Origin of the sequence: Shouchella miscanthi (assembly GCF_007725405.1) — a bacterium.
Classification (GTDB): domain Bacteria; phylum Bacillota; class Bacilli; order Bacillales; family Bacillaceae_D; genus Shouchella; species Shouchella hunanensis.
Genome location: NZ_CP042163.1, coordinates 2,189,904 through 2,214,725, shown reverse-complemented (window position 1 = coordinate 2,214,725; position 24,822 = coordinate 2,189,904). Strand labels below are relative to the sequence as shown.

Genomic DNA, 24,822 nt, shown 5'->3' with positions numbered 1-24,822 from the left:
AGGAAAAACCATGTCATTACGAGCAAAACTAAAGCGAATGGAAGTTCATATGAAACAAGAAGAAACGCCAATTGTGGAACGAAATGAAGCGAATCGTTCAGCTTCAAAAAGTTGGGCGTCACTAGAGACAGTAGCTCATACTTTTGATGAGCAGGTCTGCTATATTCGTGAAGTTCGACATTCACTTGATGCACAGTATGGTTTCAAAACCTTTCGCGCATATAGAGATGGTCTTTATCAATGGGACAGCCAATCTTTTTCCCACCCGCTTTCAAGACGATCGGTTCCAATAAATAAACTTATATTCTTTGATACAGAAACAACTGGTTTAAGCGCAGGAGCAGGTACGCAAATGTTTTTACTTGGTTTTGCTTGTTTTGAAGAAGAAGAAATCGTTGTTCGCCAATACTTGCTACCTTCTCCAGATGCAGAGTCTGCTTTATATCACTATTTTCTTAAAGACGTTGGTCAGCTGGAACACCTCGTTAGTTTTAATGGTAAAGCATTTGACTGGCCACGTTTAAAAACACGTCATGCTTACTTAAGAGATACAGTGCCACATTTACCACAGTTTGGTCATTTTGATTTGCTTCATAGTGCAAGACGAATGTGGAAAAACGAACTACCATCATGCAAACTGAGCGTTATAGAAGAAGAGAAGCTTGGAATTGAAAGAAATGTGGATACACCGTCTCATCTCGTACCACTCCTATATTTTGATTTTGTTCGCGAACAAGATCCTGGCCTTATTGCGAGTGTATTTGAACATCACGAGCAAGATGTATTATCGTTAATTGCTCTCTATGCTCAATTAACAGAGAAAGTTATTAATTGGGAAGAGCAGACATCTCTTAACGAGCGTTTGCAGCTCGCAAAATGGCATCAACGTAATGGAGAACTAGAGGTTGCGATTACTATGTTAACGAGTGGTATTAATGCCCCTCAGGAGCAAAGTAGTCAAAAAGGGGAAGCCTACTTTTATCGCGGCTACGCTTATAAGAAAAAGCAATTATATGAACAAGCGGTTGCAGACTTCAAAAAAGCTCTTAAGGATGAGACGTTACGTTTTAAAAGTGCTAATGAATTAGCGCTTATATATGAGCACTACTTAAAAGATTTCACGAAGGCATTTACCTATGCAAATCAAGCGTTATCGTTTGCGACCATAGAGAAGGAACGTCTGCAAGCACTTAAACGAATCAACCGTCTAAAGCAGAAATAATCGTTATTTCCTGGGGAAGCGCATAAGTCGACGTATATCGCAAGAAATAACAGATAAATCGACTTTATTCATTGGGCAATGAGAAAACACCTAAAATTGGGTCAATCAACTAGTACACCTAGGTGGGGAGATACATAAGGTAATAGTGACTTAAAATTAAAGGAGGACTTTAACTTATGTTTCATAAAAGACCAAATCACTGTTGCCCACCAAGACCTATGTGTGATCCATGTGGTGGTAATCATAAGCCAAATATGACGATGCCAACATGTTCGCAAGAGCTACCAGCAGTTGTTCATCCAACACAGCATAATGTGGTAGAAAGCACGCAAGAATATATCGTTCCGGAAATTCATCCTTCACACACTACTCATGTGAAGAATCACGTATATAAGCACATTCATCACTACCCGCACACAGATAGCGTGCAGGAAAATGTTATGAACGAACAATATTGTGAGAAGCCAATGATGAACAATATGCCATCAAATGTTTCTCCAGCGAATATGAAGCCGAATAACATGGCGCCAATGAATAATGTTGCGCCAACGAACAATATGAAACCAGGGAACAACGTAAAACCAGCGAGCAATGTAAAACCAACGAACACAGCACCAACAAACATGAAGCCTTCTAATGTTTCACCATATAGTGGCTTTAAAAAATAAGTTTGAGGAGCGAGCGAAAGAGCTCGCTTTCTTTTTTAGGAGGGGATCAATAGTGAATGCCATACTCGTCACCGGCTACAAAATGCATGAGCTTGGCGTGTTTAATGAATCCCACGAAGGGGTTATATGGATTAAATATGTCTTAAGAAAAAGAATAATAGCATTGATTGAAGAGGGCGTCACTTGGTTTATTACGAGTGGTCAGCTAGGCGTTGAACAATGGGCAATGGATGTTGTTAATGAATTACAAGAAGAGTACCCTCATATAAAATTAGGGCTATTAACACCTTTTGAAGAGCAAGAATCAAAATGGAATGAGCGATTAAAGGAGCTCTATCATGAGCGGCTAGATAAAGCAGACTTTGTTGATTCTATTTCAAAACGACCTTATGAAAACCCAATGCAATTAAAAGTGAAAAATGATTTTCTAGTGCAGAAAACAGATGGTTTACTCGTACTGTACGATGAAGAAAAGGAAGGATCACCACTTTTTTATATGAAAGTTGCACAAGCAATGGACAAGCCTATTTTCGTTATCTCTCCAGAAGAAATCGAAGAAGCAAGAAGGGAAGCATTAGATGATTTTTAAGTAGATTTCTTAAAAATAACAAAAGCACCGGGTTTAAATTGACTTTATAGCAGACTTTTGGAAGAATAGAATGTAACGGGAATTGAACATGAGGTGATAGAAATGAGTTCAGTGGAGATTAAGTTAAATGCCAAGGAGATTCTAGATAAAGATTTCAAGACTGGCATGAGAGGGTACAATCAAGATGAGGTAGACAAATTTCTAGATGTTGTCATTCAAGACTATGAAGCATACCAACGCAGAGTAGATCAATTAATGAAAGAAAATGAAGAACTTAGACAAGAAATGAAGCGACAAACAGATCGTCCTACTCGAAATCAAAGTGCCCCACAATCAGCTGGAAGTACAAATTATGATATTTTACAGCGTCTTTCTAATTTAGAGAAAAAAGTATTCGGAAGTAAAATGTACGAATGAACCGAATGTCAATTGATGGAGCAAGCGCAGGAGATCCGGGCCCTTCTGGTATAGGGATTTTACTCGTATATGATGACGGACAGACGGAAGAATTTCGCTACCATATAGGGTTGCTTAATAATCATGAAGCGGAATTTGAAGCGTTTATCATTGCCCTGACAATTGCCAAGCATAAGCAGTTAGGTCATTTACTCGTTCAAACAGATTCTCGTTTAGTGAGCGAAGCAATTGAAAAGCGCTATGTGAAGCGAAAGCAATTTGACCCATATGTCAAAAAAGCACAGGAGCTTATTGAGGCATTTGATTTATTCTTCATAAAGTGGGTTCCGAGTAAGCAAAACAAAAAAGCGGACGAGCTAGCTCGATTAGCCATTCGTGAACCGAAGCGAATCTTTAAAGAAGCATTGTAATCTGCTACATTGTACGCTATAATGAACAAGTCGTTTATGAATGAGCATGTCATGAAACAACCGCTGCACTTGGTGTAGAGGAAAGTCCATGCTCGCACTGGCTGCGACGCCGGTAGTGATCGTGCCTAGCCAATTCATAAGCTAGGGCAGTTAGTGATAACTGACGGCAAGAGGCTTCCCTAAATCGTTTAACGACATGGGATACACTCTTTGAAAGTGCCACAGTGACGGAGTCTACTTGGAAACGAGTAGAGTGGAACGAGGTAAACCCCACGAGCGAGAAACCCAAACAATGGTAGGGGCATTTTATAGTCCGAAAATGAACGGAGCTATAAGGACGATTATTCGTAGATAGATGGTTGTTACTGGAGTACGAGGTTCATCACCGTTTGCAGTACAAAAGAACAGAACATGGCTTATGACTGGCATGCAGATGAATTTATAAACGAGTAAAAACCCTTTTGAGGGTTTTTTTATTTTGTTTCTGGTACACTAACAAAAAAGACAAGAAAAGAGGGGTTATCATGACACAAGCAAAGGTAATGTATGGGCTTGGAGCCGTGTTATTTCTTTTAAATGTAATTGGATTTGCCATTCAAGGCTATTTAATTGGTTTAGGAGGCATCTTTCTAGTAGCGGTATTTGCGTTTTATATGCTTGCAGTATTTCTTTATCACGGTTCAGCCAAACGTGCAGCTACTTTATTGGCCCTTATATTTGGTTTAGTCGCCATTGTTGGTGCGTTTATTGCTGAAACACAAGGCGGCGGCTATTTACTGTAACGCGATAAGGAGTGAACAAAATGAATAAAGTAACATTAATTGCAACAACGACGATGGGATTAGAGGCAATTTGTGCAAGAGAAGTAAAGGCACTCGGGTATGAAGACGTTACAGTTGAAAATGGACGAGTCGTGTTTACATCAACCGTTGACGCCATCCCCCGTGCAAATTTATGGTTAAGAACGGCAGACCGAATAAAAATTCTTGTTGGTTCATTTAAAGCGCTCACGTTCGATGAACTATTTGAGAAAACAAAAGCATTGCCGTGGGCAGATCTCTTGCCACCTCATGCGGAATTCCCCGTTATTGGCCGCTCGGTTAAATCAACATTGTTTAGTGTCTCCGATTGCCAAGCTATTGTTAAAAAAGCGGTTGTTGAAAGTTTAAAAAAGCAGTACAAACGCGGTTGGTTTGATGAAGATGGACCACTGTACCGAATCGAAGTAGCATTATTAAAAGACCAGGCGCAACTAACCATTGATTCTAGTGGCATTGGCCTGCATCAAAGAGGATACAGGGCGCTACATAATCAAGCCCCGTTAAAAGAAACACTAGCTGCCGCAATGATTCAGCTTACTACGTGGAATGTCGATCGCCCATTTGCTGACCCATTTTGCGGATCGGGAACCCTTGCCATCGAAGCAGCGCTTATTGGACAAAATATTGCGCCTGGGTTTAATCGAGACTTTGTATCAGAACAGTGGCATTGGATTGGACAAGAAAAGTGGGACCGTGCCCGTCAAGAAGTAGAAGATTTAGCAAAGTATGATCAAAAGTTAGATATTGTTGGATCGGACATTGATCATCGCTCAATTGAACTTGCAAAAAACAATGCAGCAGAGGCAGGATTTGCAGATCTCATTTCCTTTAAGCAGATGCAAATTCGCGACTTTAGCCATCGTGGTCAATACGGTGTTCTTGTCGCTAATCCGCCATATGGAGAGCGAATTGGTGAGCAAGCCGAAGTAGAAGAGATGTACAGAGACATGGGGCAAATTATGAAGTCGTTTGAAACATGGTCTGTCTATGTATTGACTTCTCATGAAGGCTTTGAAGCTTTGTATGGCAAGCAGGCAAGTAAGAAACGCAAATTATATAACGGTAATATTAAAACCGACTACTATCAATTCTTCGGTCCTAGACCTCCGAGGTCATAAAAAAGATAAGGCGATAGAGTAGCACATAAAAAGCGAGTAAAAGGCGAAGAGACTGATGACCAATCATCTAACTTTTCGTCTTTTACCTATCCTCTATTGTGCAAAAATATAATTTCACATACCGTATTTAAATACATAAAACTAAAAATAAAAGATACACTAATTAAAAAAGGGGTGCAGACATGGTAAATGATGGTACTTGGATCTATCTTCAAAGAGGTATGCAGCATGTACTCGGTTGGATCGAAAAAAATCCTGCCTGTATTTGCCGTGAGGGTATGTATCAAACGTATTTTTTTTATACAATAGATAAGAGACGATCAAAAGAACCGATTTTAATTTACTACAAAGACATCATCCCTGTGGAAAGTCATTTACAAGATTTAGATTATCACGCATTGCAGCATCTTGCGCTGGAAAGCGGTGATGTAAAATGGTTTTGTGACTTAGGGGCAAAGCGGATGCTTTAATGTGAGGAGACTGAACATGTATTCCATTGCCATTGATATTGGTACGACAAGTGCTAAAGTAGTTTTATTTTCAAAAGATTATCGTTACAAAGCTGATTATGAAACTGCTTATCCATTACTCCAAGAAAAACCATCTTATGCGGAACAAGATCCAATTGTGATTCGTGATGCTGTTTTACATAGTTTGCAGCAATTATTAATGCAAACAAACATTGAGTCAAAGAAAGTAACAACGTTATCTTTTTCAGCCGCAATGCATTCGTTAGTAGCGGTTGATGAAGAGGGGAATCCATTAACACATGTAATTACGTGGGCAGATACTCGAGCTCAATCAATCACAAATTCGTTAAAGAAAACCGATCAGGGAAAACAATTTTACGAAAAAACAGGGACACCGATTCACCCCATGTCTTGGATCGGAAAAATGAAATGGATGGAACAGCATTGGCCAAACCTCTACAGTCAAGCATACAAATTTATATCGATTAAAGAATTTATTTGCGTGCATTTCTTTGGGGAATATGTTGTTGATCAATCAATAGCGAGTAGTACAGGACTTTACAACTTAAAAACAAAAGATTGGGACGCTAGTATTCTATCATTCTTGCATATAAAGAAGGAAAAATTATCAACGGTGGTTGGTACTAATTATCGTTTTGAAGCGCCAACAGACGTGATGCGTTCATTTTCTTTCGCAGACGATTGTTTATACCATATCGGTGCTAGCGATGGTGTGCTCGCAAATGTTGGCGCAGGAGGCTTATTGGACGAAGTCGCTACACTGACAATAGGTACAAGTGGTGCGATAAGAATGACGATTAAAGAGCCGTTAACCGATAGCGCTATGCGTACATTTTGCTATGTGTTAAATGACTCTACATGGATTGCCGGTGGAGCAACAAACAATGGTGGGATTGCACTTACTTGGTATATCGAGCATTTTGCCAAGGGAGCTACTGTAAGTGAGATTATCGAAGAGGCTTTTACAGTTAAGCCAGGTGCAGAAGGGTTACTTTTTTTACCTTTTATAAATGGGGAACGTGCTCCGTATTGGAATGGTGAAGCAAGTGGCGCATTTATTGGCATGAGACGAACGCATAATCGTGCACACTTCAGTCGAGCCGTCCTTGAGGGAATTCTTTATAGTTTACAATCTGTCTTAACATCCCTAGAGGAGTCTGTCGGTCCGATTAAGCGAATTCATGCATCAGGAGGTTTTGCAAGATCTAAGCAATGGGTTCAACTACTCGCTGATATTTCAGGAAAAACAGTCCGAATTCAAGAGACACATCACGCGTCTTCACTAGGTGCTGTTCGACTAGCGCACAACGAATTAGACCAGGGAGAACAAACAGTTATGGAACAATTTGAACCAAACGATCGAGACAGGGATGTGTATAAGAAAAAATTCGAACTGTATCAAGTACTTTACAATCAGTTAGAACCGGTGTTTCCTGAATTAGTAGCTGATATTTAAGTTAACTATAATTTTATTATGTAAACTTTGTATAAAAGATACCTTTTTGGTGAATAGTGATTAGTAAAGCAAAAAGGGAGGTTTCATAATGAGTTATGAGGATGGCTACAAAAATTTAGAACAAATTGAACTGGCGATAAAAGCAGCACAACACATGGTCGGACAAGCAACACATAGTATGGATGGTGAGCAATTACAAGCAGCAACAGCAGCTCTTGAGCAAGCTGAAGCACAGTTTAAACAAGCACTTGCTTATCAAGGAAATATAGATGAAGCATTCTTCGCCCATTCTTCCGCACTTTTAGATCAAGCCAATCATCAATTAGAAGAAGCCCAAGATGAGTATCGCTAAAAAAACGTGAGCCAATGTAAGGCTCACGTTTTTTCTATAAATAGCGGATGGTCAAGATTATCAAATTTGCCCTGTTTAAACAGAACCATTTCTAAATCTTCATCATAGTCAATGTGCATTCCATCAATGTACCATAAATCATCTTTCGATACGTAAAAAGAAATGCCATCTTGCTGAATGGTTTCGTATTCAAAACCCTCTATCTCTCTCGTAATGCCCACAGAGAAGCCACCAGAACCAACACCACCGACACGGACGAATAATCGGAGCTGATCGCCATCTACTAAATTCATTTCTTGACGATAGAACTGCACAGCTTCTTTCGTTATTAGTACATTCATTTCATCACTCCTACTCAGCTAGTGTATCACATGAGTCTTCTTTTCGTCTTAGGAGTTGTTTAAACATGCAAATGCTAGTATGCTGAGAATGAAAGGTGGCGAACAATATGAAACAAGCAGAAGAGAAATTTACTGATTATTTAAAACAGAAAAATCACTATGAGCAATTGTTAGGCTTAATGATATGGGATGCTCGTACTGGAGCGCCTACAGGTGCAGTAGAGCAAAGAGCAGATGTGATGAGCACCATTTCAAGCGACATCTTTTCTATGACAACATCTTCTGAATTAAAAGAGCTAATTGATGAATTAAAAACAAAAACAGATTCTTCAGTTGTGTTAAAACGAGCGGTTGAGGAGGCAGAAAAAGCATACAATCGTAATACAAAAATTCCTGCTGATGAGTACACAGCATTTGTGAAGTTACAGACAAATGCGGAAGCGAAATGGGAAGAAGCAAAGCGTGAAAATGATTTTGACATTTTCAAACCGTTTTTAAAAGAATTAGTAGCATTTAAAAAGCGTTTTATTAATTATTTAGGTTATGAAAAACATCCTTATAATACACTTTTAGATGATTTTGAACCAGGGGTTTTTACAGACACATTAGATGCGGTCTTTTCTGAGTTAAAAAGTCATCTTATCCCGCTTATTCAACGTGTCTCTGCTTCAAAACACCAACCAGAGACTACATGCTTATTTAAGCACTTCCCGAAAAGTGATCAAGAGAAATTAAACGTTTCATTCCTTAAAACAATGAATTATGATTTTACAAAAGGCCGCTTAGATGAGAGTGTACATCCATTTGCCATTGGGATTAACCCTTCAGATGTGCGAGTGACAACGAAGTACAATGAAAACGATTTTCGCGTTGCATTATTAGGAACGATACATGAAGGCGGGCACGCGCTTTACGAACAGCATATTGATGAAAGTCTTATCCCGTACAATCTTGCACGAGGGACTTCAATGGGCATTCATGAGTCACAATCGCTTTTTTGGGAAAAATTTATTGGCCAGTCGTACTCGTTTTGGGAAGGCATGTATCAAGAATTAGCAGCCCACGGAACAGGTCAATTTGAGCACGTTCCATTAGACGATTTTTACTTTGCATTAAATGAATCAAAGCCTTCGATGATTCGAATTGAAGCGGATGAGCTCACCTACTGCTTACATATTATTCTTCGATATGAATTAGAAAAGGGATTGTTTGAAGGGTCAATTGAAGTTGACGAACTACCAAAGCTATGGAATGACAAAATGGAAGAGTATCTTGGTATTCGACCACAACATAATGGAGAAGGGGTGCTACAAGATGTCCATTGGTCATCAGGAGACTTTGGCTACTTCCCTTCGTATGCACTAGGCTTCATTTATGCAGCTCAAATAAATCAAGTGATAAAGAAAGAGATTCCAGAAACCGACGATCTCATACGCTCCGAAAATCTTGAGCCAATTCGAGAGTGGTTGACAGAGCATATCCATCAGTATGGCGCCGTGAAAAAGCCAAAAGACCTAATTGAAGCCATTACTGGTGGTGGTATTGACCCACAGCCATTAATTCATTATTTAACAGAAAAATATACACGCTTGTATAAGCTTTAATGCCAAAAAGGGTAACTGAATGTCAACATTCAGTTACCCTTTTACTATGAATTAAGATGCACGTTGATCAATCAAACTAATAACATCCATAAAACCGAAGAGCAACATTTCTAGGGCAAAAAACGTGAGCAGAAGTCCTGTGAATTTAGTGAGGAGAAACAAAGAACGAGTATTCATTTGGCCATAAATCCAACAAACGAGTAGATGTACAGAGTAGGCGACACAGTAAACAGCAAAAAAAGCAAGGTAGGTTACATAAGCGGTTGCCGACTTTGGTTGGTCTGAAGTTAGCTCCTGAACAGGGCGAAACATGTCTTTCATTCGGCTAAAGCCAAACTCAAAAGAGTCTGTACCGAACCATTCTTTCCAACTTAATGGAACAGGACTTTTTTTGCGCATTAATGTAATGGCTATTGATAAAATAACGACACCACCAAGAATTTGCATGAAGCCAATGGGGATATACGTCCATGAAAAAGCGACTTGACCGACTAGAAGAATGAAGATGCTAATTGCAACTGTAAATAGAACGGTTCCAGATACAAATTCTTCGCCTTCAATCGTTTTTTTAGGCTTGCTCATATGGTTAAAAAAAATGGGATAAGTGACAGAAAAAATTGAAGTAAATGAATGAATGAAAAACGAAAACATGAATCTCACTCCTTTGCCCGCTTAAACAGTGTTTAAGTCTGTTGTGTCGTAATTTGCTTGTAGTTTATCCGAGAAAAGGAAGACTATACATCTTTTCGTAGAAATTGGCAGGGGAAAATCATGAGGAATTGTGTAAAAATAATTATTTACGTAATATTTATTATGTAAACTTTAAAGTTATTTTTTATAGTAAGCGATTCAATCTTCTTACCATGATTGAATCGCTTTAATTTTCGCCTCGTAATCAACATGAGCATACACTTGGGTTGTAGCAACAGACTCATGACCTAGAAGCTGCTGTAACGTTAACACATTTACCCCGTTTCGGATTAAAGCCGTTGCAAAGCTATGACGGAGTTTGTGGGCAGTGATCGTACGATTTTCAAGAGAAGGAATTACTTTTTTTGCCCGTTCAAACAGGCGTTGAATCATTTTTTGAAGAGCACTAACACTGATAGAGCGCGAATACGTCATCGTACGGAAGTCAAAACCGACTAACAGGGAATCCTCTTGTTTCGGTTGTACCGTTTCAGGTAAGGATTGGAGATAATGTTGAATGACTTCTATCACTTCATCTGTAAGCGGAATCGTCCGTTGTTTATTCCCTTTACCAAGTACCTGCATTTCTTTTCGACCAACGTGAAGCTGTGAACGTTTTAGTGAAGCGAGTTCTGATACTCGTAAACCTGTGCGAACGAGTAGGGTGATCGCCGTTAAGTCTCGTAAAGCTAATAAACGGTGGTATTTTTTTTGACGCAAGGTTAAGCCTTCATCATTAAGCGTTAATGCCATTACAGCTTTCATTTCTTCAATCGATAAGTAAACAGGCTCCCTTTTTTTCACTTTTGGTCGTGTCACAGCTTGAACAGGGTTTTCTTTCAAATGATACTGCTTCATCAAGTAATGAAACAACGATTGTAGTGCTGATAACTTCCGATTGATTGTCTTTGCTTCATTTTCCAACTCCATTGCTAAGTAATGAACATAATATTCAATCCCTTGTTGGTTAAGTTGCGAGAAATCGGAAAGGCTACTGTCTTTAGCTGTAAACAATTCCTCTCCACTTTGACGCTCAACAAAATGAAAGAAATCAAGGAAATCATAAATATACCGTTGAATGGTCGCTTGGCTATAACCTAGAGAACGAATGTATTGAATATATGCGTGAATAAAAACAGGTAAGTCATCAAGTCGACGAAAGGGCTGTTTTTGAATGGGTTGTTGTTGATTTTCATTTGAACGTTGATGCTGATTTATTTTCGCGAAGATTGACATTGGATCACCTCTTTAGTAGTTTACCGCAAAATGAACATTCTGTGAAATGATTATTTCATGGAACGTTTATTTTGCAGTGACAAAAGGTGACTTGAATAACTATCTTGCTCAATGCAACGTACATTGGATAATGAAAAAACAATTAGACGATATTTTGTAAACCCTTTCATTATGGCGTAAATTTTTGCATAATAAAGGTGAGGAGAACGGCTTGCTTTGAGGTTGGAGGGAAAAAGTAGATGAAAGAGGAAGTCATTATTGTAACTGGCGGTAGTAGTGGTATGGGTAAAGCGATGGTCAAACATTTTGCAGATGCTGGTGCGCGGGTTATCGTTTGTGCACGTAACGAAGAACGATTGACGCAAACGAAACAAGAATTAGAAACATTCCCTGAGCAAATCACAACCTTCGCCTTAGATATCCGAAATCGAGGGGATATCGAAGCGATGGTAAATGATGTGTATGAAACGGTTGGACCAATTACAGCTGTTGTCAATAACGCTGCTGGAAATTTTCTTTGTCCATCTGAAGACTTAAGCGAAAACGGCTGGCATTCCGTTATTGATATTGTCTTGAATGGTACGTGGCACATGACTCAAACGGTTGGGAAGCGATGGATTCTAGAAAAACAAGCAGGTGCAATGGTAAATATTGTGGCAACGTACGCTGATACAGGTGGGCCTGGTGTGGTTCATTCTGCAAGTGCAAAGGCAGGGGTACTTGCAATGACAAAAACATTGGCAGTTGAATGGGGTGCGACGTACGGAATACGTGTTAATGCCATTGCACCTGGACCAATTGAGGATACAGGCGGTGTAGACAAGCTAATTCAAAGCGAAAAAGCCCATCAAATGGCATTAAAAAGCATTCCGATGAAACGGTTTGGTAAAGGAGAAGAAGTGGCTAAACTTGCTCATTATCTTCTTTCCCCAGAGGGCTCCTATATTAATGGCACTTGCATTACAATTGATGGTGGCCAATCCATTGGTCAATCAGGCTTCTTGACAGGGGCGGCAGCATTTCAACGATAACACGCGTTTTATTTCGCGTGTTTTTTTTATGCAATTCAGGTTAAAATAGGCACAATAACGGGTATGAATAAAGAGCGTTTTTGTATAAAAGGAGTGGCGAAAGAGTTGATCACATTTAAGCAAGTATCAAAGCAATACGAAGATGGAACAAAAGCGGTAGCTGACGCGAATTTCACAATTGATAAAGGTGAGTTCTTTGTTTTAATTGGACCAAGTGGCTGCGGAAAAACAACGACGTTAAAAATGATTAATCGCTTAATTCCGCCTACAGCGGGAGAAATATTCATTAATGGTGCCAATACAAGCAATGGTAATATTGATCAATTGCGATGGAATATTGGCTATGTCCTTCAACAAATTGCGCTATTCCCGCACATGACAGTTGCTAATAATATTGCCATTGTCCCAGAATTAAAGGGCTGGAATCGCGATAAAACAAATGCTCGTATTGACGAATTATTATCGTTAGTAGGACTAGACCCAGAAACCTATCGACATCGTTTGCCAGGGGATTTGTCTGGAGGTCAACAGCAACGGGTAGGGGTTGCACGAGCTTTGGCAGCAGACCCTGATATCTTATTAATGGATGAGCCATTCAGTGCACTAGATCCAGTGGCAAGAGCTTCATTGCAAAAAGACATTAAGGCGCTGCAACGAGATATCAAGAAAACAATTGTATTCGTTACCCATGATATGGAGGAAGCGAAATTCTTAGGAGATCGCATTGGGATGATGGAAGACGGACATGTGCTTCAAATTGGCACAGCACAAGAATTAATCGAAAACCCAGCTTCTCATTCTGTCGCTCGCTTTTTGCGCAATTCCGATGGATTTGACCAAACTTCGGTTCAAACAGTTGGTTCGATTCTTACTCCTATTGAAGAAAGTGAGTATGTGACAACAGGAGAACATCAGTCTTCCAATGAGCTACAATTTGTTCTTTCTAACGACGATGAGCTGAAAGATGTACAGTATTTAGGGAAATCCATTGAGCAATACCAAATCATTCATTATACCGATACGCTTGAACAAACGTACCATCAGTTAGAACAATGTCCATTTCCGGCGCTGCCAGTCTTAAAAGGCGATAAATGTATGGGCGTTGTTTCTTATCAAAACCTTGCAAAACTAGCTGTACAACCATCACTACATCACGCATAACCCTAATGTAATTGGAAGGAAAAGTGAATCGTTAGGGTGCGTAATACACGTTCGATTGCACTTATTTTGTTATGGAATCTTTTTGGTCATCTTATTTTACACTTTTCGAAGAACGTTCGGATTTACTACTGCAATCGTTTTGGGAGCATTTACAGCTCTCTCTTATCTCTTTACTAATTGCCGTAGCGATTGCCATTCCAGTTGGTATTTTACTTACCCGCTATACACGGTATTCTGAGTTCGTTATTGGCATCGCTGCTGTTTTACAAACCATTCCTTCTCTCGCTTTACTTGGGTTTCTTGTTTTATTTGTTGGAATTGGAACAACACCTGCCATTATCGCATTAACAGCGTACGCGCTTTTGCCAGTCCTTCGAAATACATACACAGGGATAAAAGAAGTGGATCCTGCGCTTGTAGAGGCTGCAAGAGGGATGGGAATGAATTCTCGTAAACGTCTAGTAAAAGTGGAGTTACCTCTTGCAATGCCAACGGTCATGGCAGGCATTCGAACCTCAATGGTATTGATTGTTGGTACAGCAACACTTGCTGCTCTTGTTGGAGGGGGTGGACTTGGACAAATCATTATGCTCGGTATCCAACGTACGAGTAACGAATACATTCTGTTTGGCGCACTTCCAGCTACGTTGCTCGCTCTCTTTTTTGATTTTGTTTTACGTTTTACTGAAAGACGATCGGAGAAAAAACGCGCAGGGTCCTATAAGCCAATGATAGCCGTTGTGGTCATTGCCCTCCTTATCGTTACGGTCCCGCCAACAGTGAATGCAGTCCGAGGTGTTGGCCAAGCCGATATCGTTATTGGTGGAAAAATGGGTCCAGAACCGCCTATTTTAGCCAATATGTATAAAGAGTTAATTGAACAAGAAACTGATTTAGAAGTCGAAGTCATTGCACCACTCGGCACAACCAGTGTAAACTTTAATGCATTAGAAGTTGGTGATGTTGCCATCTATCCTGAATTTACAGGGACTGTACTTGCTGACTTATTAAACATTGAGAACTTTAGCTATGATGAACGGGAATCATTTGAACAAGCACGAGACGAAATGTACGAACAATTAGGGCATATATTGCTAGAGCCAATGGGTTTTCAAAATACCTACGCCATTGCTATGCCGAGAGCATTGGCTGAAGAGCTTGAAGTGGAGACTATATCTGATTTAGAACCCTACGCAAACGAGCTTGAAGCTGGCTTTACCTTTGAATTTGCAGACCGAGAAGATGGATATGCGGGATTTGAAGAAGTGTATGGGTTCTCGTTTGACAATGTCACAACGATTGATGTATCAACTCGTTATCAAGCTATTTCCAATGGGAGCATTCAATTAAGTGATGTTTTCTCAACAGATCCTCAAATCGTCGAGTACGATATGGTTGTCCTAGAAGATGATGCAACGCTGTTTCCACCTTATCAGGCAGCGCCACTTGTAAGCAGTCAAGCCATAAGTGAGTACCCGGAGCTCGAGGACATCTTAAACCAGCTGGCGGGAGTAGGGTCGGAAGATGAAATTTCTGAACTGAATTACCGTGTTGACATTAATGACGAAGATCCAGCCACAGTTGCTCGCGACTTTTTAAAAGAAAAAGGACTACTTACCAATTAAAAAGGAGAATGAATGATGAAAAACCCATCAGATCAGCGAATAAAAGAAATTCTTCATACAAAGAAGCGTATTGCTGTAGTCGGGCTCTCAAATAACCCGGATCGAACAAGCTACATGGTTTCAAAAGCAATGCAAGATGCAGGGTATACAATTATTCCAATTAATCCGAATGTGGACACGGTTTTAGGAGAAAAAGCGTATGCTTCTATTTCAGACTTAGATCAAGAGGTAGATATGGTAAATATCTTTCGTAGAAGCGAGTTTTTGCCGGAACTTGCTAAAGAAACCGTACAAGCAGGCATCCCAATCTTTTGGTCTCAGCTTGGTGTTGTTAGCGAAGAAGCCTATTCGTATTTGCAAGAAAATCATGTCGAAACGATTATGGATCGCTGCATTAAAGTAGAGCACGCTAAATTTAAATAAATGAATATCCGTACTGCGCATGTGAGCAGTACGGTCTTTTTTGTGGAAAAATTTGCAGAGACGAAACAGGCATGATAAGGTTTTAATAGAAAAAACTGTTGCATCAAGGAAAACATTGACTAAAATAAAGATGGAGTATATTCTTTTAACAGAACACTTGTACTTATGTGTGTAAGGGTATTAGGAAGGGGAACGGAATGGCAAAACAACATGACTATAATGATGATTCCATTCAGGTGCTAGAGGGGTTAGAAGCCGTTCGGAAGCGACCAGGTATGTATATTGGTTCTACAGATACCCGTGGATTGCATCATCTTGTATATGAAATTGTCGACAACGCAGTCGATGAAGCGTTAGGAGGTCACGGTGCTTCAATTTATGTAACGATTCATAAAGATGGTAGTGTCTCCATTCAAGACGAAGGGAGAGGAATGCCTGTCGGGATGCACCGCTCTGGCAAACCAACACCTGAGGTCATTTTTACCGTATTACACGCAGGGGGAAAGTTTGGGCAAGGTGGTTATGCTACAAGTGGAGGATTGCACGGTGTCGGCGCTTCCGTTGTGAATGCGCTCTCGTCCTGGCTTGAAGTCGACATTAAGCGTGACGGCTATCGTTATACCCAGCGTTTTGAGCACGGTGGTAAGCCGGTAACGACACTTGAGAAGAAGGGGAAGACGAGAGGTGCGGGCACGCTCGTACGTTTTATGCCGGACGAATCGATTTTTTCTACGGTGAATTTTAATACAGAAACGTTATCGGAACGTTTACGAGAAGCCGCATTTTTATTAAGAGGTGTCGCAATTACGTTGAAAGACGAGCGACCAGGAAAGGAAATGGAAGAGCTCTTTCAGTTTGAAACCGGACTGGAAGCTTTTGTTGACTATTTAAACGAAGGAAAGGAGCCTCTCCATCCTGTTGTGTCATTTTCAGGTCAAGCAAACGAAATTGAAATGGATTTCTCATTCCAGTTTCATGATGCTTATACAGAAAATGTTCTCTCGTTTGTAAATAACGTTCGTACACGTGATGGTGGAACCCATGAGTTAGGAGCGAAAACGGCAGTCACCCGAATGATGAATGAGCACGCTAAAAAAGTCGGCTTGTTGAAAGAAAAAGACAAAAAGCTTGATGGCTCAGATATTCGTGAAGGGTTTACAGCGGTTATATCGGTTCGCGTCCCGGAAGCGAAACTTCAGTTTGAAGGACAGACAAAAAGCAAACTGGGGACTGCTGAAGCACGCTCAGCCGTTGATGCGATTATTTCCGAAAAGCTCTCGTATTACTTAGAAGAGAATCCGAGCGTCGCCACAACCTTGATTAAAAAATCAATTAAAGCTGCACAAGCACGCGAAGCAGCCCGAAAAGCCAGAGAAGATGCGAGAAATGGCAAGAAAAATAAACGTAAAGACGTTCTGTTAAGCGGAAAATTAACACCCGCTCAGTCCCGCAATCCAGACCGAAATGAACTTTACTTAGTAGAGGGAGACTCTGCTGGAGGTTCTGCGAAGCAAGGACGAGATCGGAAATTCCAAGCTGTTCTTCCGTTACGAGGAAAAGTCATTAACACCGAAAAAGCAAAGCTTGATGATATTATGAAAAACGAAGAAATTCGGACGATCATCCATACGATCGGAGCTGGCGTTGGAGCAGATTTTGATTTGTCTGACTGTAACTATGATAAAGTGGTCATAATGACCGATGCAGATACAGATGGTGCTCATATTCAAGTGCTGTTACTAACCTTTTTCTACCGCTACATGAAACCATTACTTGATGCTGGTAAGATCTATATTGCTTTACCACCACTTTACAAAGTAAGTAAAGGTTCTGGTGCAAAAGAAAAAGTCCAGTATGCGTGGGAAGAGACGGAACTTCAACAAGCTTTAAAAACGATCGGAAAAGGATCGACTGTTCAACGATACAAAGGTTTAGGTGAAATGAACGCTACTCAGCTTTGGGAGACCACGATGGATCCTGAAACACGAACGCTTATTCGAGTTCGATTAGAAGATGCCGCACGTGCAGAAAAGCATGTTGCTACATTAATGGGTGATAAAGTGGAACCACGCCGAAAGTGGATTGAAAGCCACGTAGCGTTTGGATTAGAGGAAGAAACAAACATCCTCGAAAATGAAAACCTTCATGTAGGGGAGGAAACCTAATTGTCAAATGCAGAAAAGTATCTTGATCTCCCCTTAGAAGATGTCATAGGAGATCGATTTAGTCGCTATAGTAAGTACATCATTCAAGAACGTGCACTTCCTGATGCGCGAGATGGGTTGAAACCGGTACAACGACGAATTTTATACGCCATGTATACAGATGGAAATACAGCCGACAAACCGTATCGGAAAGCAGCCAAAACCGTCGGGAACGTGATTGGAAACTATCACCCGCACGGTGATAGTTCTGTCTATGACGCGATGGTACGTATGAGTCAAGAATGGAAAGTGCGACAGCTTTTAATCGATATGCACGGAAACAATGGTTCGGTTGATGGAGATCCTCCAGCTGCGATGCGTTATACCGAAGCAAGGCTTTCAAAGATTAGTGCTGAGCTTATGCGTGATTTGGATAAAGGAACTGTTGATTACATTCCGAACTTCGATGATTCTATAGAAGAGCCTGTCGTACTACCTGCGATGTATCCAAACTTGCTCGTTAACGGTTCTACTGGTATTTCTGCAGGTTATGCAACCGATATTCCGCCGCATCACTTACCTGAAATCATTGATGGTGCCGTTCGTTTAATGGAAAAGCCGTCAACGACGATTGATGAACTTCTCACGATTATAAAAGGACCTGATTTTCCAACTGGCGGTATCGTTCAAGGTTTAGACGGGATTCGGAAGGCGTACGAGACAGGAAAGGGAAAAGTCGTCGTACGAGCCAAAACAGCATTTGAAGAAGTTCGAGGCGGTCGAACGCAGATTGTCATAACTGAACTGCCTTATGAAGTAGTAAAAGCGAATCTCGTAAAGAAAATGGACGAAATCCGCTTTGATAAAAAAGTAGATGGGATTGCAGAAGTGCGCGATGATACCGACCGAACAGGAATGCGCATTGTTGTAGAATTAAAAAAAGATGCAGAAGCAAATGCGATTTTGAACTATTTGTTTAAGCATACTGATTTACAAGTAATGTACCACTTTAATATGGTTGCCATTTATAATAAAACACCCCAATTGATGGGATTAAAAGCGCTTCTTCAAGCCTATATTGATCACCAAAAAGATGTCTTCACGAGAAAATCTCGATTTGAGCTTAAAAAAGCGCAAGAGCGTGCTCATATTGTCGAAGGATTAATAAAAGCAGTCTCGATTCTCGATGAAGTGATTGCAGTTATTCGCGGATCAAAAGATAAAAAAGACGCGAAACACAATCTGCAAGAGCAATTTGCGTTTACAGAACCTCAATCTGAAGCAATTGTGAATTTGCAGCTTTACCGATTAACGAACACGGATATTACGACGCTTGAAAAAGAAGCAGAAGAATTAAAAAAGCGTATTACGGAGCTAGAATCCATTCTAGCAAGTGAAAAAAAGCTTATTCAAGTTATTAAAAAAGAGTTAGTCCAAGTAAAAAAACAGTTCCATTCTGAAAGACGCACAGTCATTAAAGAAGAAATAGAAGAGTTAAAGATTAATATGGATCAACTTGTTGCAACGGAAGATGTGCGTGTTACGATTACACATGCAGGATACGTGAAACGAACAAGCATTCGTTCATACACAGCTTCTAGTAAAGATGCTCCTGGAATGAAAGCCGGTGATACGGTTCTTCAATCTCTTGTTGCTTCCACCACTGACGTTCTTCTCCTCTTTACAAAAAAAGGGAACTACTTGTACTTACCGATTCATCAGCTGCCAGATATCCGCTGGAAAGACGACGGTCAGCATATCGCTAATATTATTCCCATTGATTCCGATGACGAATTAGTAGCGACCCTTGTTATTTCTTCTTTTGATACCGATGAGTCGCTCCTGTTTATGACACGAAACGGGATGATCAAACGTACCGAATTAAAGCTTTATCAAGCACAACGCAACTCAAAACCACTTATGGCTTTAAAGGTAAAAGAAGACGATGCACTCGTATCAGTTGAAAAAACAAATGGTAAAAAAGAGCTATTTGCTGCGACACATTTTGGGTATGGACTCTGGTTCTCAGAAAATGATATATCGCTTGTTGGCCAGCGTGCAGCAGGTGTGAAAGGGATGAACGTAAAGCCAGGGGACTACATCGTTGGTTTTGAAACATTTGAATTAGAGGACACAGTCGAATTCCTCTGTGTCACACAGCGTGGGTCTGTTAAGCGAATGGCCATTACCGAATTTGAAAAATCAAGCCGAAATAAGCGTGGATCGGTCTTGCTTCGTGAGCTGAAATCGAATCCTCACCGTCTTGTTGGGTTTAAAAAGATTACACCTGATACAAAGCTATTTTTAGTCGAAACCGATCAAGATGAACACATTTTCGTTGATCCGAGCAAGTATCGAAAAGCGGATCGTTATTCGAACGGGTCCTATGCATTTGATGAAAACGACCGTGGGAAAGCGCGTCGATTAAAAGTGGTTATAGATACCGTCGATCAAGAATAAGTCAAAACACTGTTATCGATTAACGATAGCAGTGTTTTTTTTGTTTCACGTCTAACTGTTTAAAGTACGCATCATAAGGGAAAGAGTTAGGTAACGAATGATTGGAGGAGTCATAATGTCATTAACAACTGATCAATTAAACTATTTAAAAAAAGAATTACATTCTATGAAAGCTTCAATAGAGAATCGAACGTCTACACCTGAAGGGGAAATGTCGGAAATGAGAGGCGATATTGCTCGTGGTGTAGATAATCACTTAGCAGAAACAGCCTCAGAATATGAGGATCGAGTGCGAACACAAACGATTAATGAAGCTGATGAACAACGATTAGCTGAGATTAATGAAGCACTGGAGCGAATGGAAGACGGTAGCTACGGCACTTGTATTGATACAGGCAAGGAAATTCCATATGAGCGATTAGAAGCATTGCCGTATGCTAAACGTACAACAGAAGCTCAAGCTGAAGCTGAGGAGCCCTTTGCAGATAGTAGCGAAGAGGATAGTGCGGTCGGCTTACACCACGCTCAACTTGATCGAGACACTGAGACGACTAGAGAATTAGCGAGAGAACAAGATGCGGATGAACATTCTAGCGAAGTAGATGCAGATCATCACTATGTGGAGAAGACAGATGAACAAAGCAACCAATAATAAAACCCCCCATTCGTTTTACTAACGAATGGGGGGTATTTATTTACTGTTTGTATCCTCAAAACCAAACCGTATAAAGTAAATGACGGTGCGGAAAAAGCCGATATCGTTTAAGATAACGATGAGTACGAGTAAAACAGGACCCAAGAACAGACCAAATGCTCCAAACAACTGTAAGCCTGCAAAAAGCGAAATTAATACAGCAACAGGATTTAAATTCATATTGGAAGAAAGCACTTTTGGCTCGAGCATTTGACGAACAATCACGATAATGACATAAAGAATCGCAATACCTAAGCCGCCAGACATATCTCCTGTTACAAATAAGTAAATGAACCAAGGAATTAAAATAGTTCCTGTTCCAAGGTAAGGAAGTAACTCTGCAATACCTACAACAATGGCAAGCATCCACGCATTTTCAACGTTAAGAATAAGTAAACCAACAAACACAATTAACGCAGTTACAACCATTAAAATAAGTTGAGCACGTATAAAGCCAAACAAACGAATGCGTGTCGCTTGGACAAATTCTTTTCCTTTAGAACGAACTTTACGAGGAACATGCCGATCGTAAACAGACTGATAAAAACTCCAGCTTTTACCCATAAAATAAATACTCAAAATGATAAACAGAAAAGCAACAAGAAAGCTTGGCAGTCCAATTAAAATATTGGCCACCACGTCCAAAGCAGCCTGTCCGACATTACCAACAATATTGCTAATCGACGTTCCAAGCTGATTGATTCCTTCTGATAGCGGACTTGTTCCACCTGAATCAAATTGATCGATTGTGCGAAGAAATTCATGCCACAACGGCAAAATGGTCTCGTTAAAGTAAAGCTGAATTTTAGCTGCACCTTCTTCGATCCACATGGGGACTTGTTCAAAAAACTCGCGCAAGCTGAAGTAAACAAGAAAAACGATGCCCGTTAACACTGCACTTATCGCTAATATACCGCCAAGTAAACCAAAAAGACTCGCAAAGCCTTTGTTGAATTTTAACTTATACTGAAAAAAACGTGCTACTGGCTGGAGCATCCATGCAAACAAAGCTGCAAACCAGAATGGATATGTAAGTGAAAAGACTTGGGCAACAAGCCAGCCAAAAAGAATGAGAAACAGGATGATGATGAGTGTTCGTAACGCCATCCAACCAACTTCTTTAGACAAAGACACACCTTCTTCCAACAACATGTAAGCTTTCTTTCTATCCTTTATTGTATAAGAGTGCTTATTTTACTGTCAAATCTAGACAGGTAAGCAAAACACCGCACGTAAAAAGAAACGTAGCGGTGTGAACAATAAAGACATCATTATAAAGCTGGTTCAGCAAGATTTTCTAACGGAAGAACGAGGACTTCAACGCGACGGTTTTGTTCTCTTCCCTCTGTTGTTTCGTTTGTAGCAATAGGGTGGTATTCACCGTAACCTGAATAGGAAAGCTGACCGGGCTTTAAATAATCAGATTCTAAGAATAGCTTCATTACATTATATGCACGTGCTCCACTTAAATCCCAATTTGATTCAAAATTAGCTCCACCCATCGGCACATCATCGGTGTGACCAGAAATTTGAATATAACGGGGAGGGTCGGAAGCAAGCATAGCAGACAATTGATCCATTAATTCATGAGAGTTTTGTCTCAGTTCCGCACTGCCAGAATCAAAAAGAATGCCATCGTTAATTGTAATTAGCAGTCCTGAAGCACCGAGCTCTGTTTGTAACCGATCAGCAAGTGCCTTCTCTTCAATATACCCATTTAGACGGGATTGTAACTCTTCTAATTCGGTTTTTTCAGTTTCCGCAGCTTCACTTAGTAACGCTTCTACTGATTCTGTAGACTCTTGTGTCGGACTTTCGTCTTCAACGATCGAGTCTTGGTAATCAAGAACGCCTTTTCCACCTAACGTTTCTGAGAGAACAACCCGGAGCTCATCGTATTTAGCTTGATCGACTTGTCCCATAGCAAATAAAACGATAAATAAAGCGACAAGCAATGTTAACATATCTGCATAAGGGAGGAGCCAAGATTCATCCACGTGTTCGTTCTCAGACCGAGATTTAAATCTCCGCTTCTGCGACATCGTCTCTTCTCACGCCTCCTTTTCCTCGTTGTTGTTCTGTTTCTTCTAGATAGACACTTAAGTATTCTTCAACTGAACGAGGAGAACTTCCTCCGATAATGGCGACGGTTCCCTCTATAATCATGTGCTGTTGTAATACTTCCCTGGTCGATTTTCGCTTTAATTTGTTTGCAAAAGGGTGCCAAAGCACATAGCCAAAGAAAATACCGAGTAATGTTGCCACAAACGCAGCTGCAATAGACTCTCCTAACATTGTAATATCGTCGAGATTCCCTAGTGCTGCAATAAGACCTAAAACAGCTCCTAACACACCAAGACTCGGAGAATATGTTCCGGCTTGACTAAATATAGCAGCTCCAGAAGCATGACGCTCTTGCATAGCGTCAATTCGTTCATGTAAGGAATGACGAATGTAATCAGGATCTTGTCCATCAATCATCATCCGAATGGCTTGTTTAAAAAAAGGATCTTTAATTTCATCAATTTTTCCTTCTAAAGCGAGCATGCCGTCTCGTCTCGAAATCGATGCATAGTCAACGAACTGTTCAATAATGTCCTGTTGAGTCATACCCTTTCTATTTGAAAAAAGAACTCGAAATAACTTAGGAATTCGTTTTATATCTTCAAAAGGGAATGCGATAAAAACGCAAGCAAATGTTCCTAGCACAATAATGACGATTGCAGCAGGATTTAACAAAACTTCAAGACTTGAACCCTTTAAAAGCATACCAAGCACGAGTGTACAGATACCAAAAAATATACCAATGAATGATGACTTATCCATGTATGTCTCCTTTTAATGTTAATTTAAGAATACGTCTCACCCATTAAATCGGTCAAAATGAGTCGACATTGAAGGTTCCTATTTGAATTCATGGTTTGTTCACAAGAATTGAGTCTAAAGAATGACGAGAATATGGGTAAAATTGCATAATAATTCTCCAATTGTCCATAGTAGATGAGAGGAAGAGGTGTATACAGATGGTTTATTTTTCGTTACGATGGCTATTTGTTTTGATTGGAGCTATATTTGCTGCTGTTGCAATTGAATTATTCTTATTACCGAATAATATTATAGATGGTGGAATAATAGGTATCTCGTTGATTCTGAATCAGCTTTCATCAATCAATTTTGGGCTGCTTGTTTTTATTATCAACCTTCCTTTTTTATACATTGGATATAAACATTTAGGGAAAGGTTTTTTTATTTATTCCCTATTAGGTATTGTTGGACTAGCCGTTACTGAGGCCATTTTACACCAATTTCATTTTGCTCCTATTACAGATACACCTTTGTTGGCGACGATCTTCGGGGGTTTGTTATTAGGGATTGGCGTTGGGATTGTAATAAGGAATGGCGGTGCAATGGATGGAACTGAGATATTATCATTAATTATTACAAAACGATTGCCGTTCACTGTGGGTGAGTGTGTTCTTGTCTTTAACCTTTTTGTTTTTGCGTGGGCAGCCTTTGTTTTTGGAATTGAAAACGCGATGTATTCTGTTTTAACGTATTATGTTGCTGCAAAGGCCATTGATACAGTCGTTGAAGGGCTTGATGCAACAAAGGCAGTAATGATTGTATCGAGTCATTATGAAGAATTGACAACGATTATTACACAGCGGTTAGGAAAAGGGGTAACACGCTTAAAAGCACAAGGAGGTTATGAAGGTGACAAAAAAGATGTGCTCTATGTTGTTGTAAAACGAATGGAAATTATTCAGTTGAAAAAAGCGATTTATGCAGTCGACAAACATGCATTTTTCACGATTATCGATGCCCATGAATCAAGAGGCTCAACATTTAAACAAAAAGAGGATCATTAA

General features: G+C 40.1%; 25 protein-coding genes and 1 other RNA gene. 20 read left to right on the top strand and 6 right to left on the bottom strand.

Translation table 11 applies throughout. The annotated features are described in order from the left end of the window. Positions 1–10: 10 nt before the first annotated feature. From FPV17_RS11095 to FPV17_RS11045, 11 genes are all read left to right on the top strand, one after another. A complete protein-coding gene (locus FPV17_RS11095; RefSeq protein ID WP_144559030.1) occupies positions 11–1,222 on the top strand; it encodes a ribonuclease H-like domain-containing protein in 1,212 nt (403 codons plus the stop codon). A gap of 176 nt (positions 1,223–1,398) precedes the next feature. Then, positions 1,399–1,890 carry a spore coat protein gene (locus FPV17_RS11090; protein ID WP_144559029.1) on the top strand — a complete coding sequence of 164 codons (492 nt, stop codon included), beginning with the start codon at positions 1,399–1,401 and terminating at the stop codon, positions 1,888–1,890. 52 nt (positions 1,891–1,942) lie between these two features. After that, entirely contained in the window at positions 1,943–2,479 is a 537-nt protein-coding gene (locus FPV17_RS11085) for an SLOG family protein (RefSeq protein WP_246117031.1), read from the top strand. A gap of 102 nt (positions 2,480–2,581) precedes the next feature. Continuing rightward, positions 2,582–2,896: a cell division regulator GpsB gene (gene gpsB, locus FPV17_RS11080; protein WP_035397892.1), complete on the top strand. Its 315-nt coding sequence runs from the start codon at positions 2,582–2,584 to the stop codon at positions 2,894–2,896. After that, positions 2,893–3,306: a ribonuclease HI family protein gene (locus tag FPV17_RS11075; protein WP_035397894.1), complete on the top strand. Its 414-nt coding sequence runs from the start codon at positions 2,893–2,895 to the stop codon at positions 3,304–3,306. Before gpsB ends, FPV17_RS11075 begins: the two co-directional genes overlap by 4 nt. 48 nt (positions 3,307–3,354) lie before the next feature. Next, positions 3,355–3,730: RNase P RNA component class B (gene rnpB / locus FPV17_RS11070), an RNA gene on the top strand. A 100-nt stretch (positions 3,731–3,830) separates the two neighbouring features. Next, complete coding sequence (locus FPV17_RS11065; protein ID WP_060705289.1) at positions 3,831–4,088, top strand: hypothetical protein; 258 nt, start codon at positions 3,831–3,833, stop codon at positions 4,086–4,088. Positions 4,089–4,108: 20 nt separating this feature from the next. Continuing rightward, a complete protein-coding gene (locus tag FPV17_RS11060; RefSeq protein WP_144559027.1) occupies positions 4,109–5,245 on the top strand; it encodes a THUMP domain-containing class I SAM-dependent RNA methyltransferase in 1,137 nt (378 codons plus the stop codon). Positions 5,246–5,427: 182 nt separating this feature from the next. Next, the gene (locus FPV17_RS11055) at positions 5,428–5,715 is read left to right on the top strand and encodes a hypothetical protein (protein WP_144559026.1); all 288 of its coding nucleotides are present in this window, start codon (positions 5,428–5,430) and stop codon (positions 5,713–5,715) included. 16 nt (positions 5,716–5,731) lie between these two features. Continuing rightward, entirely contained in the window at positions 5,732–7,192 is a 1,461-nt protein-coding gene (locus FPV17_RS11050; protein ID WP_144559025.1) for a gluconokinase, read from the top strand. Between the two features lie 88 nt (positions 7,193–7,280). Next, positions 7,281–7,544: a DUF2564 family protein gene (locus FPV17_RS11045; protein ID WP_035397898.1), complete on the top strand. Its 264-nt coding sequence runs from the start codon at positions 7,281–7,283 to the stop codon at positions 7,542–7,544. A 23-nt stretch (positions 7,545–7,567) separates the two neighbouring features. Here FPV17_RS11045 and FPV17_RS11040 read toward each other — a convergent pair whose 3' ends face one another. Further along, on the bottom strand, positions 7,568–7,885 hold the full coding sequence (locus tag FPV17_RS11040) for an iron-sulfur cluster biosynthesis family protein (protein WP_035397900.1): 318 nt from the start codon (positions 7,883–7,885) through the stop codon (positions 7,568–7,570). Positions 7,886–7,992: 107 nt separating this feature from the next. Here FPV17_RS11040 and FPV17_RS11035 point away from each other — a divergent pair, with 107 nt between their 5' ends. Continuing rightward, positions 7,993–9,489, top strand: coding sequence for a carboxypeptidase M32 (locus tag FPV17_RS11035; protein WP_144559024.1), 1,497 nt, complete (start codon positions 7,993–7,995; stop codon positions 9,487–9,489). A 51-nt stretch (positions 9,490–9,540) separates the two neighbouring features. Here the strand turns inward: FPV17_RS11035 and FPV17_RS11030 are convergent, their stop codons facing one another. Together FPV17_RS11030 and FPV17_RS11025 are read right to left on the bottom strand one after the other, a co-directional pair. Next, positions 9,541–10,140, bottom strand: a complete 600-nt coding sequence (locus FPV17_RS11030; protein ID WP_144559023.1) for a hypothetical protein — start codon at positions 10,138–10,140, stop codon at positions 9,541–9,543. Between the two features lie 207 nt (positions 10,141–10,347). Then, a complete protein-coding gene (locus FPV17_RS11025) occupies positions 10,348–11,415 on the bottom strand; it encodes a tyrosine-type recombinase/integrase (protein ID WP_144559022.1) in 1,068 nt (355 codons plus the stop codon). A 239-nt stretch (positions 11,416–11,654) separates the two neighbouring features. Here FPV17_RS11025 and fadH point away from each other — a divergent pair, with 239 nt between their 5' ends. The 7 genes from fadH (at position 11,655) to FPV17_RS10990 (ending at position 20,911) form a co-directional block, all read left to right on the top strand. Further along, positions 11,655–12,446: a 2,4-dienoyl-CoA reductase gene (fadH, locus tag FPV17_RS11020; protein WP_035397908.1), complete on the top strand. Its 792-nt coding sequence runs from the start codon at positions 11,655–11,657 to the stop codon at positions 12,444–12,446. A gap of 105 nt (positions 12,447–12,551) precedes the next feature. Next, positions 12,552–13,607, top strand: coding sequence for an ABC transporter ATP-binding protein (locus tag FPV17_RS11015; protein WP_060705392.1), 1,056 nt, complete (start codon positions 12,552–12,554; stop codon positions 13,605–13,607). Between the two features lie 71 nt (positions 13,608–13,678). Further along, positions 13,679–15,232 carry an ABC transporter permease/substrate-binding protein gene (locus tag FPV17_RS11010; RefSeq protein ID WP_144559021.1) on the top strand — a complete coding sequence of 518 codons (1,554 nt, stop codon included), beginning with the start codon at positions 13,679–13,681 and terminating at the stop codon, positions 15,230–15,232. Between the two features lie 15 nt (positions 15,233–15,247). Continuing rightward, positions 15,248–15,655, top strand: a complete 408-nt coding sequence (locus FPV17_RS11005; RefSeq protein ID WP_081762392.1) for a CoA-binding protein — start codon at positions 15,248–15,250, stop codon at positions 15,653–15,655. A 197-nt stretch (positions 15,656–15,852) separates the two neighbouring features. Continuing rightward, positions 15,853–17,820: a DNA topoisomerase IV subunit B gene (gene parE / locus FPV17_RS11000; RefSeq protein WP_144559020.1), complete on the top strand. Its 1,968-nt coding sequence runs from the start codon at positions 15,853–15,855 to the stop codon at positions 17,818–17,820. Next, on the top strand, positions 17,821–20,259 hold the full coding sequence (gene parC / locus FPV17_RS10995; RefSeq protein ID WP_144559019.1) for a DNA topoisomerase IV subunit A: 2,439 nt from the start codon (positions 17,821–17,823) through the stop codon (positions 20,257–20,259). A 115-nt stretch (positions 20,260–20,374) separates the two neighbouring features. Next, positions 20,375–20,911, top strand: coding sequence for a TraR/DksA family transcriptional regulator (locus tag FPV17_RS10990; RefSeq protein ID WP_144559018.1), 537 nt, complete (start codon positions 20,375–20,377; stop codon positions 20,909–20,911). A 39-nt stretch (positions 20,912–20,950) separates the two neighbouring features. Here the strand turns inward: FPV17_RS10990 and ytvI are convergent, their stop codons facing one another. From ytvI to motA, 3 genes are all read right to left on the bottom strand, one after another. Next, positions 20,951–22,081 (bottom strand): sporulation integral membrane protein YtvI, encoded by a 1,131-nt coding sequence (gene ytvI, locus FPV17_RS10985; protein WP_060705391.1) that lies wholly within the window; start codon positions 22,079–22,081, stop codon positions 20,951–20,953. A 143-nt stretch (positions 22,082–22,224) separates the two neighbouring features. Beyond that, positions 22,225–22,995 (bottom strand): OmpA family protein, encoded by a 771-nt coding sequence (locus FPV17_RS10980; protein ID WP_060705281.1) that lies wholly within the window; start codon positions 22,993–22,995, stop codon positions 22,225–22,227. After that, complete coding sequence (gene motA, locus FPV17_RS10975) at positions 22,973–23,779, bottom strand: flagellar motor stator protein MotA (protein ID WP_144559016.1); 807 nt, start codon at positions 23,777–23,779, stop codon at positions 22,973–22,975. Before motA ends, FPV17_RS10980 begins: the two co-directional genes overlap by 23 nt. A 197-nt stretch (positions 23,780–23,976) precedes the next feature. Here motA and FPV17_RS10970 point away from each other — a divergent pair, with 197 nt between their 5' ends. After that, the gene (locus FPV17_RS10970) at positions 23,977–24,822 is read left to right on the top strand and encodes a YitT family protein (RefSeq protein WP_035398253.1); all 846 of its coding nucleotides are present in this window, start codon (positions 23,977–23,979) and stop codon (positions 24,820–24,822) included.

Excerpts from the sequence above, each read along its gene's own strand:
- fadH (WP_035397908.1), top strand. The coding sequence starts at position 11,655 with ATGAAAGAGGAAGTCATTATTGTAACTGGCGGTAGTAGTGGTATGGGT.
- FPV17_RS11010 (WP_144559021.1), top strand. The coding sequence starts at position 13,679 with ATGGAATCTTTTTGGTCATCTTATTTTACACTTTTCGAAGAACGTTCG.
- FPV17_RS11065 (WP_060705289.1), top strand. The coding sequence starts at position 3,831 with ATGACACAAGCAAAGGTAATGTATGGGCTTGGAGCCGTGTTATTTCTT.
- FPV17_RS11040 (WP_035397900.1), bottom strand. The coding sequence starts at position 7,885 with ATGAATGTACTAATAACGAAAGAAGCTGTGCAGTTCTATCGTCAAGAA.
- FPV17_RS11005 (WP_081762392.1), top strand. The coding sequence starts at position 15,248 with ATGAAAAACCCATCAGATCAGCGAATAAAAGAAATTCTTCATACAAAG.
- FPV17_RS11090 (WP_144559029.1), top strand. The coding sequence starts at position 1,399 with ATGTTTCATAAAAGACCAAATCACTGTTGCCCACCAAGACCTATGTGT.
- FPV17_RS10970 (WP_035398253.1), top strand. The coding sequence starts at position 23,977 with ATGGTTTATTTTTCGTTACGATGGCTATTTGTTTTGATTGGAGCTATA.
- FPV17_RS10980 (WP_060705281.1), bottom strand. The coding sequence starts at position 22,995 with ATGTCGCAGAAGCGGAGATTTAAATCTCGGTCTGAGAACGAACACGTG.
- FPV17_RS11055 (WP_144559026.1), top strand. The coding sequence starts at position 5,428 with ATGGTAAATGATGGTACTTGGATCTATCTTCAAAGAGGTATGCAGCAT.
- motA (WP_144559016.1), bottom strand. The coding sequence starts at position 23,779 with ATGGATAAGTCATCATTCATTGGTATATTTTTTGGTATCTGTACACTC.
- FPV17_RS11025 (WP_144559022.1), bottom strand. The coding sequence starts at position 11,415 with ATGTCAATCTTCGCGAAAATAAATCAGCATCAACGTTCAAATGAAAAT.
- FPV17_RS10990 (WP_144559018.1), top strand. The coding sequence starts at position 20,375 with ATGTCATTAACAACTGATCAATTAAACTATTTAAAAAAAGAATTACAT.
- FPV17_RS11060 (WP_144559027.1), top strand. The coding sequence starts at position 4,109 with ATGAATAAAGTAACATTAATTGCAACAACGACGATGGGATTAGAGGCA.
- FPV17_RS11095 (WP_144559030.1), top strand. The coding sequence starts at position 11 with ATGTCATTACGAGCAAAACTAAAGCGAATGGAAGTTCATATGAAACAA.
- FPV17_RS11045 (WP_035397898.1), top strand. The coding sequence starts at position 7,281 with ATGAGTTATGAGGATGGCTACAAAAATTTAGAACAAATTGAACTGGCG.
- parE (WP_144559020.1), top strand. The coding sequence starts at position 15,853 with ATGGCAAAACAACATGACTATAATGATGATTCCATTCAGGTGCTAGAG.
- FPV17_RS11030 (WP_144559023.1), bottom strand. The coding sequence starts at position 10,140 with ATGTTTTCGTTTTTCATTCATTCATTTACTTCAATTTTTTCTGTCACT.
- FPV17_RS11075 (WP_035397894.1), top strand. The coding sequence starts at position 2,893 with ATGAACCGAATGTCAATTGATGGAGCAAGCGCAGGAGATCCGGGCCCT.
- FPV17_RS11050 (WP_144559025.1), top strand. The coding sequence starts at position 5,732 with ATGTATTCCATTGCCATTGATATTGGTACGACAAGTGCTAAAGTAGTT.
- FPV17_RS11035 (WP_144559024.1), top strand. The coding sequence starts at position 7,993 with ATGAAACAAGCAGAAGAGAAATTTACTGATTATTTAAAACAGAAAAAT.
- gpsB (WP_035397892.1), top strand. The coding sequence starts at position 2,582 with ATGAGTTCAGTGGAGATTAAGTTAAATGCCAAGGAGATTCTAGATAAA.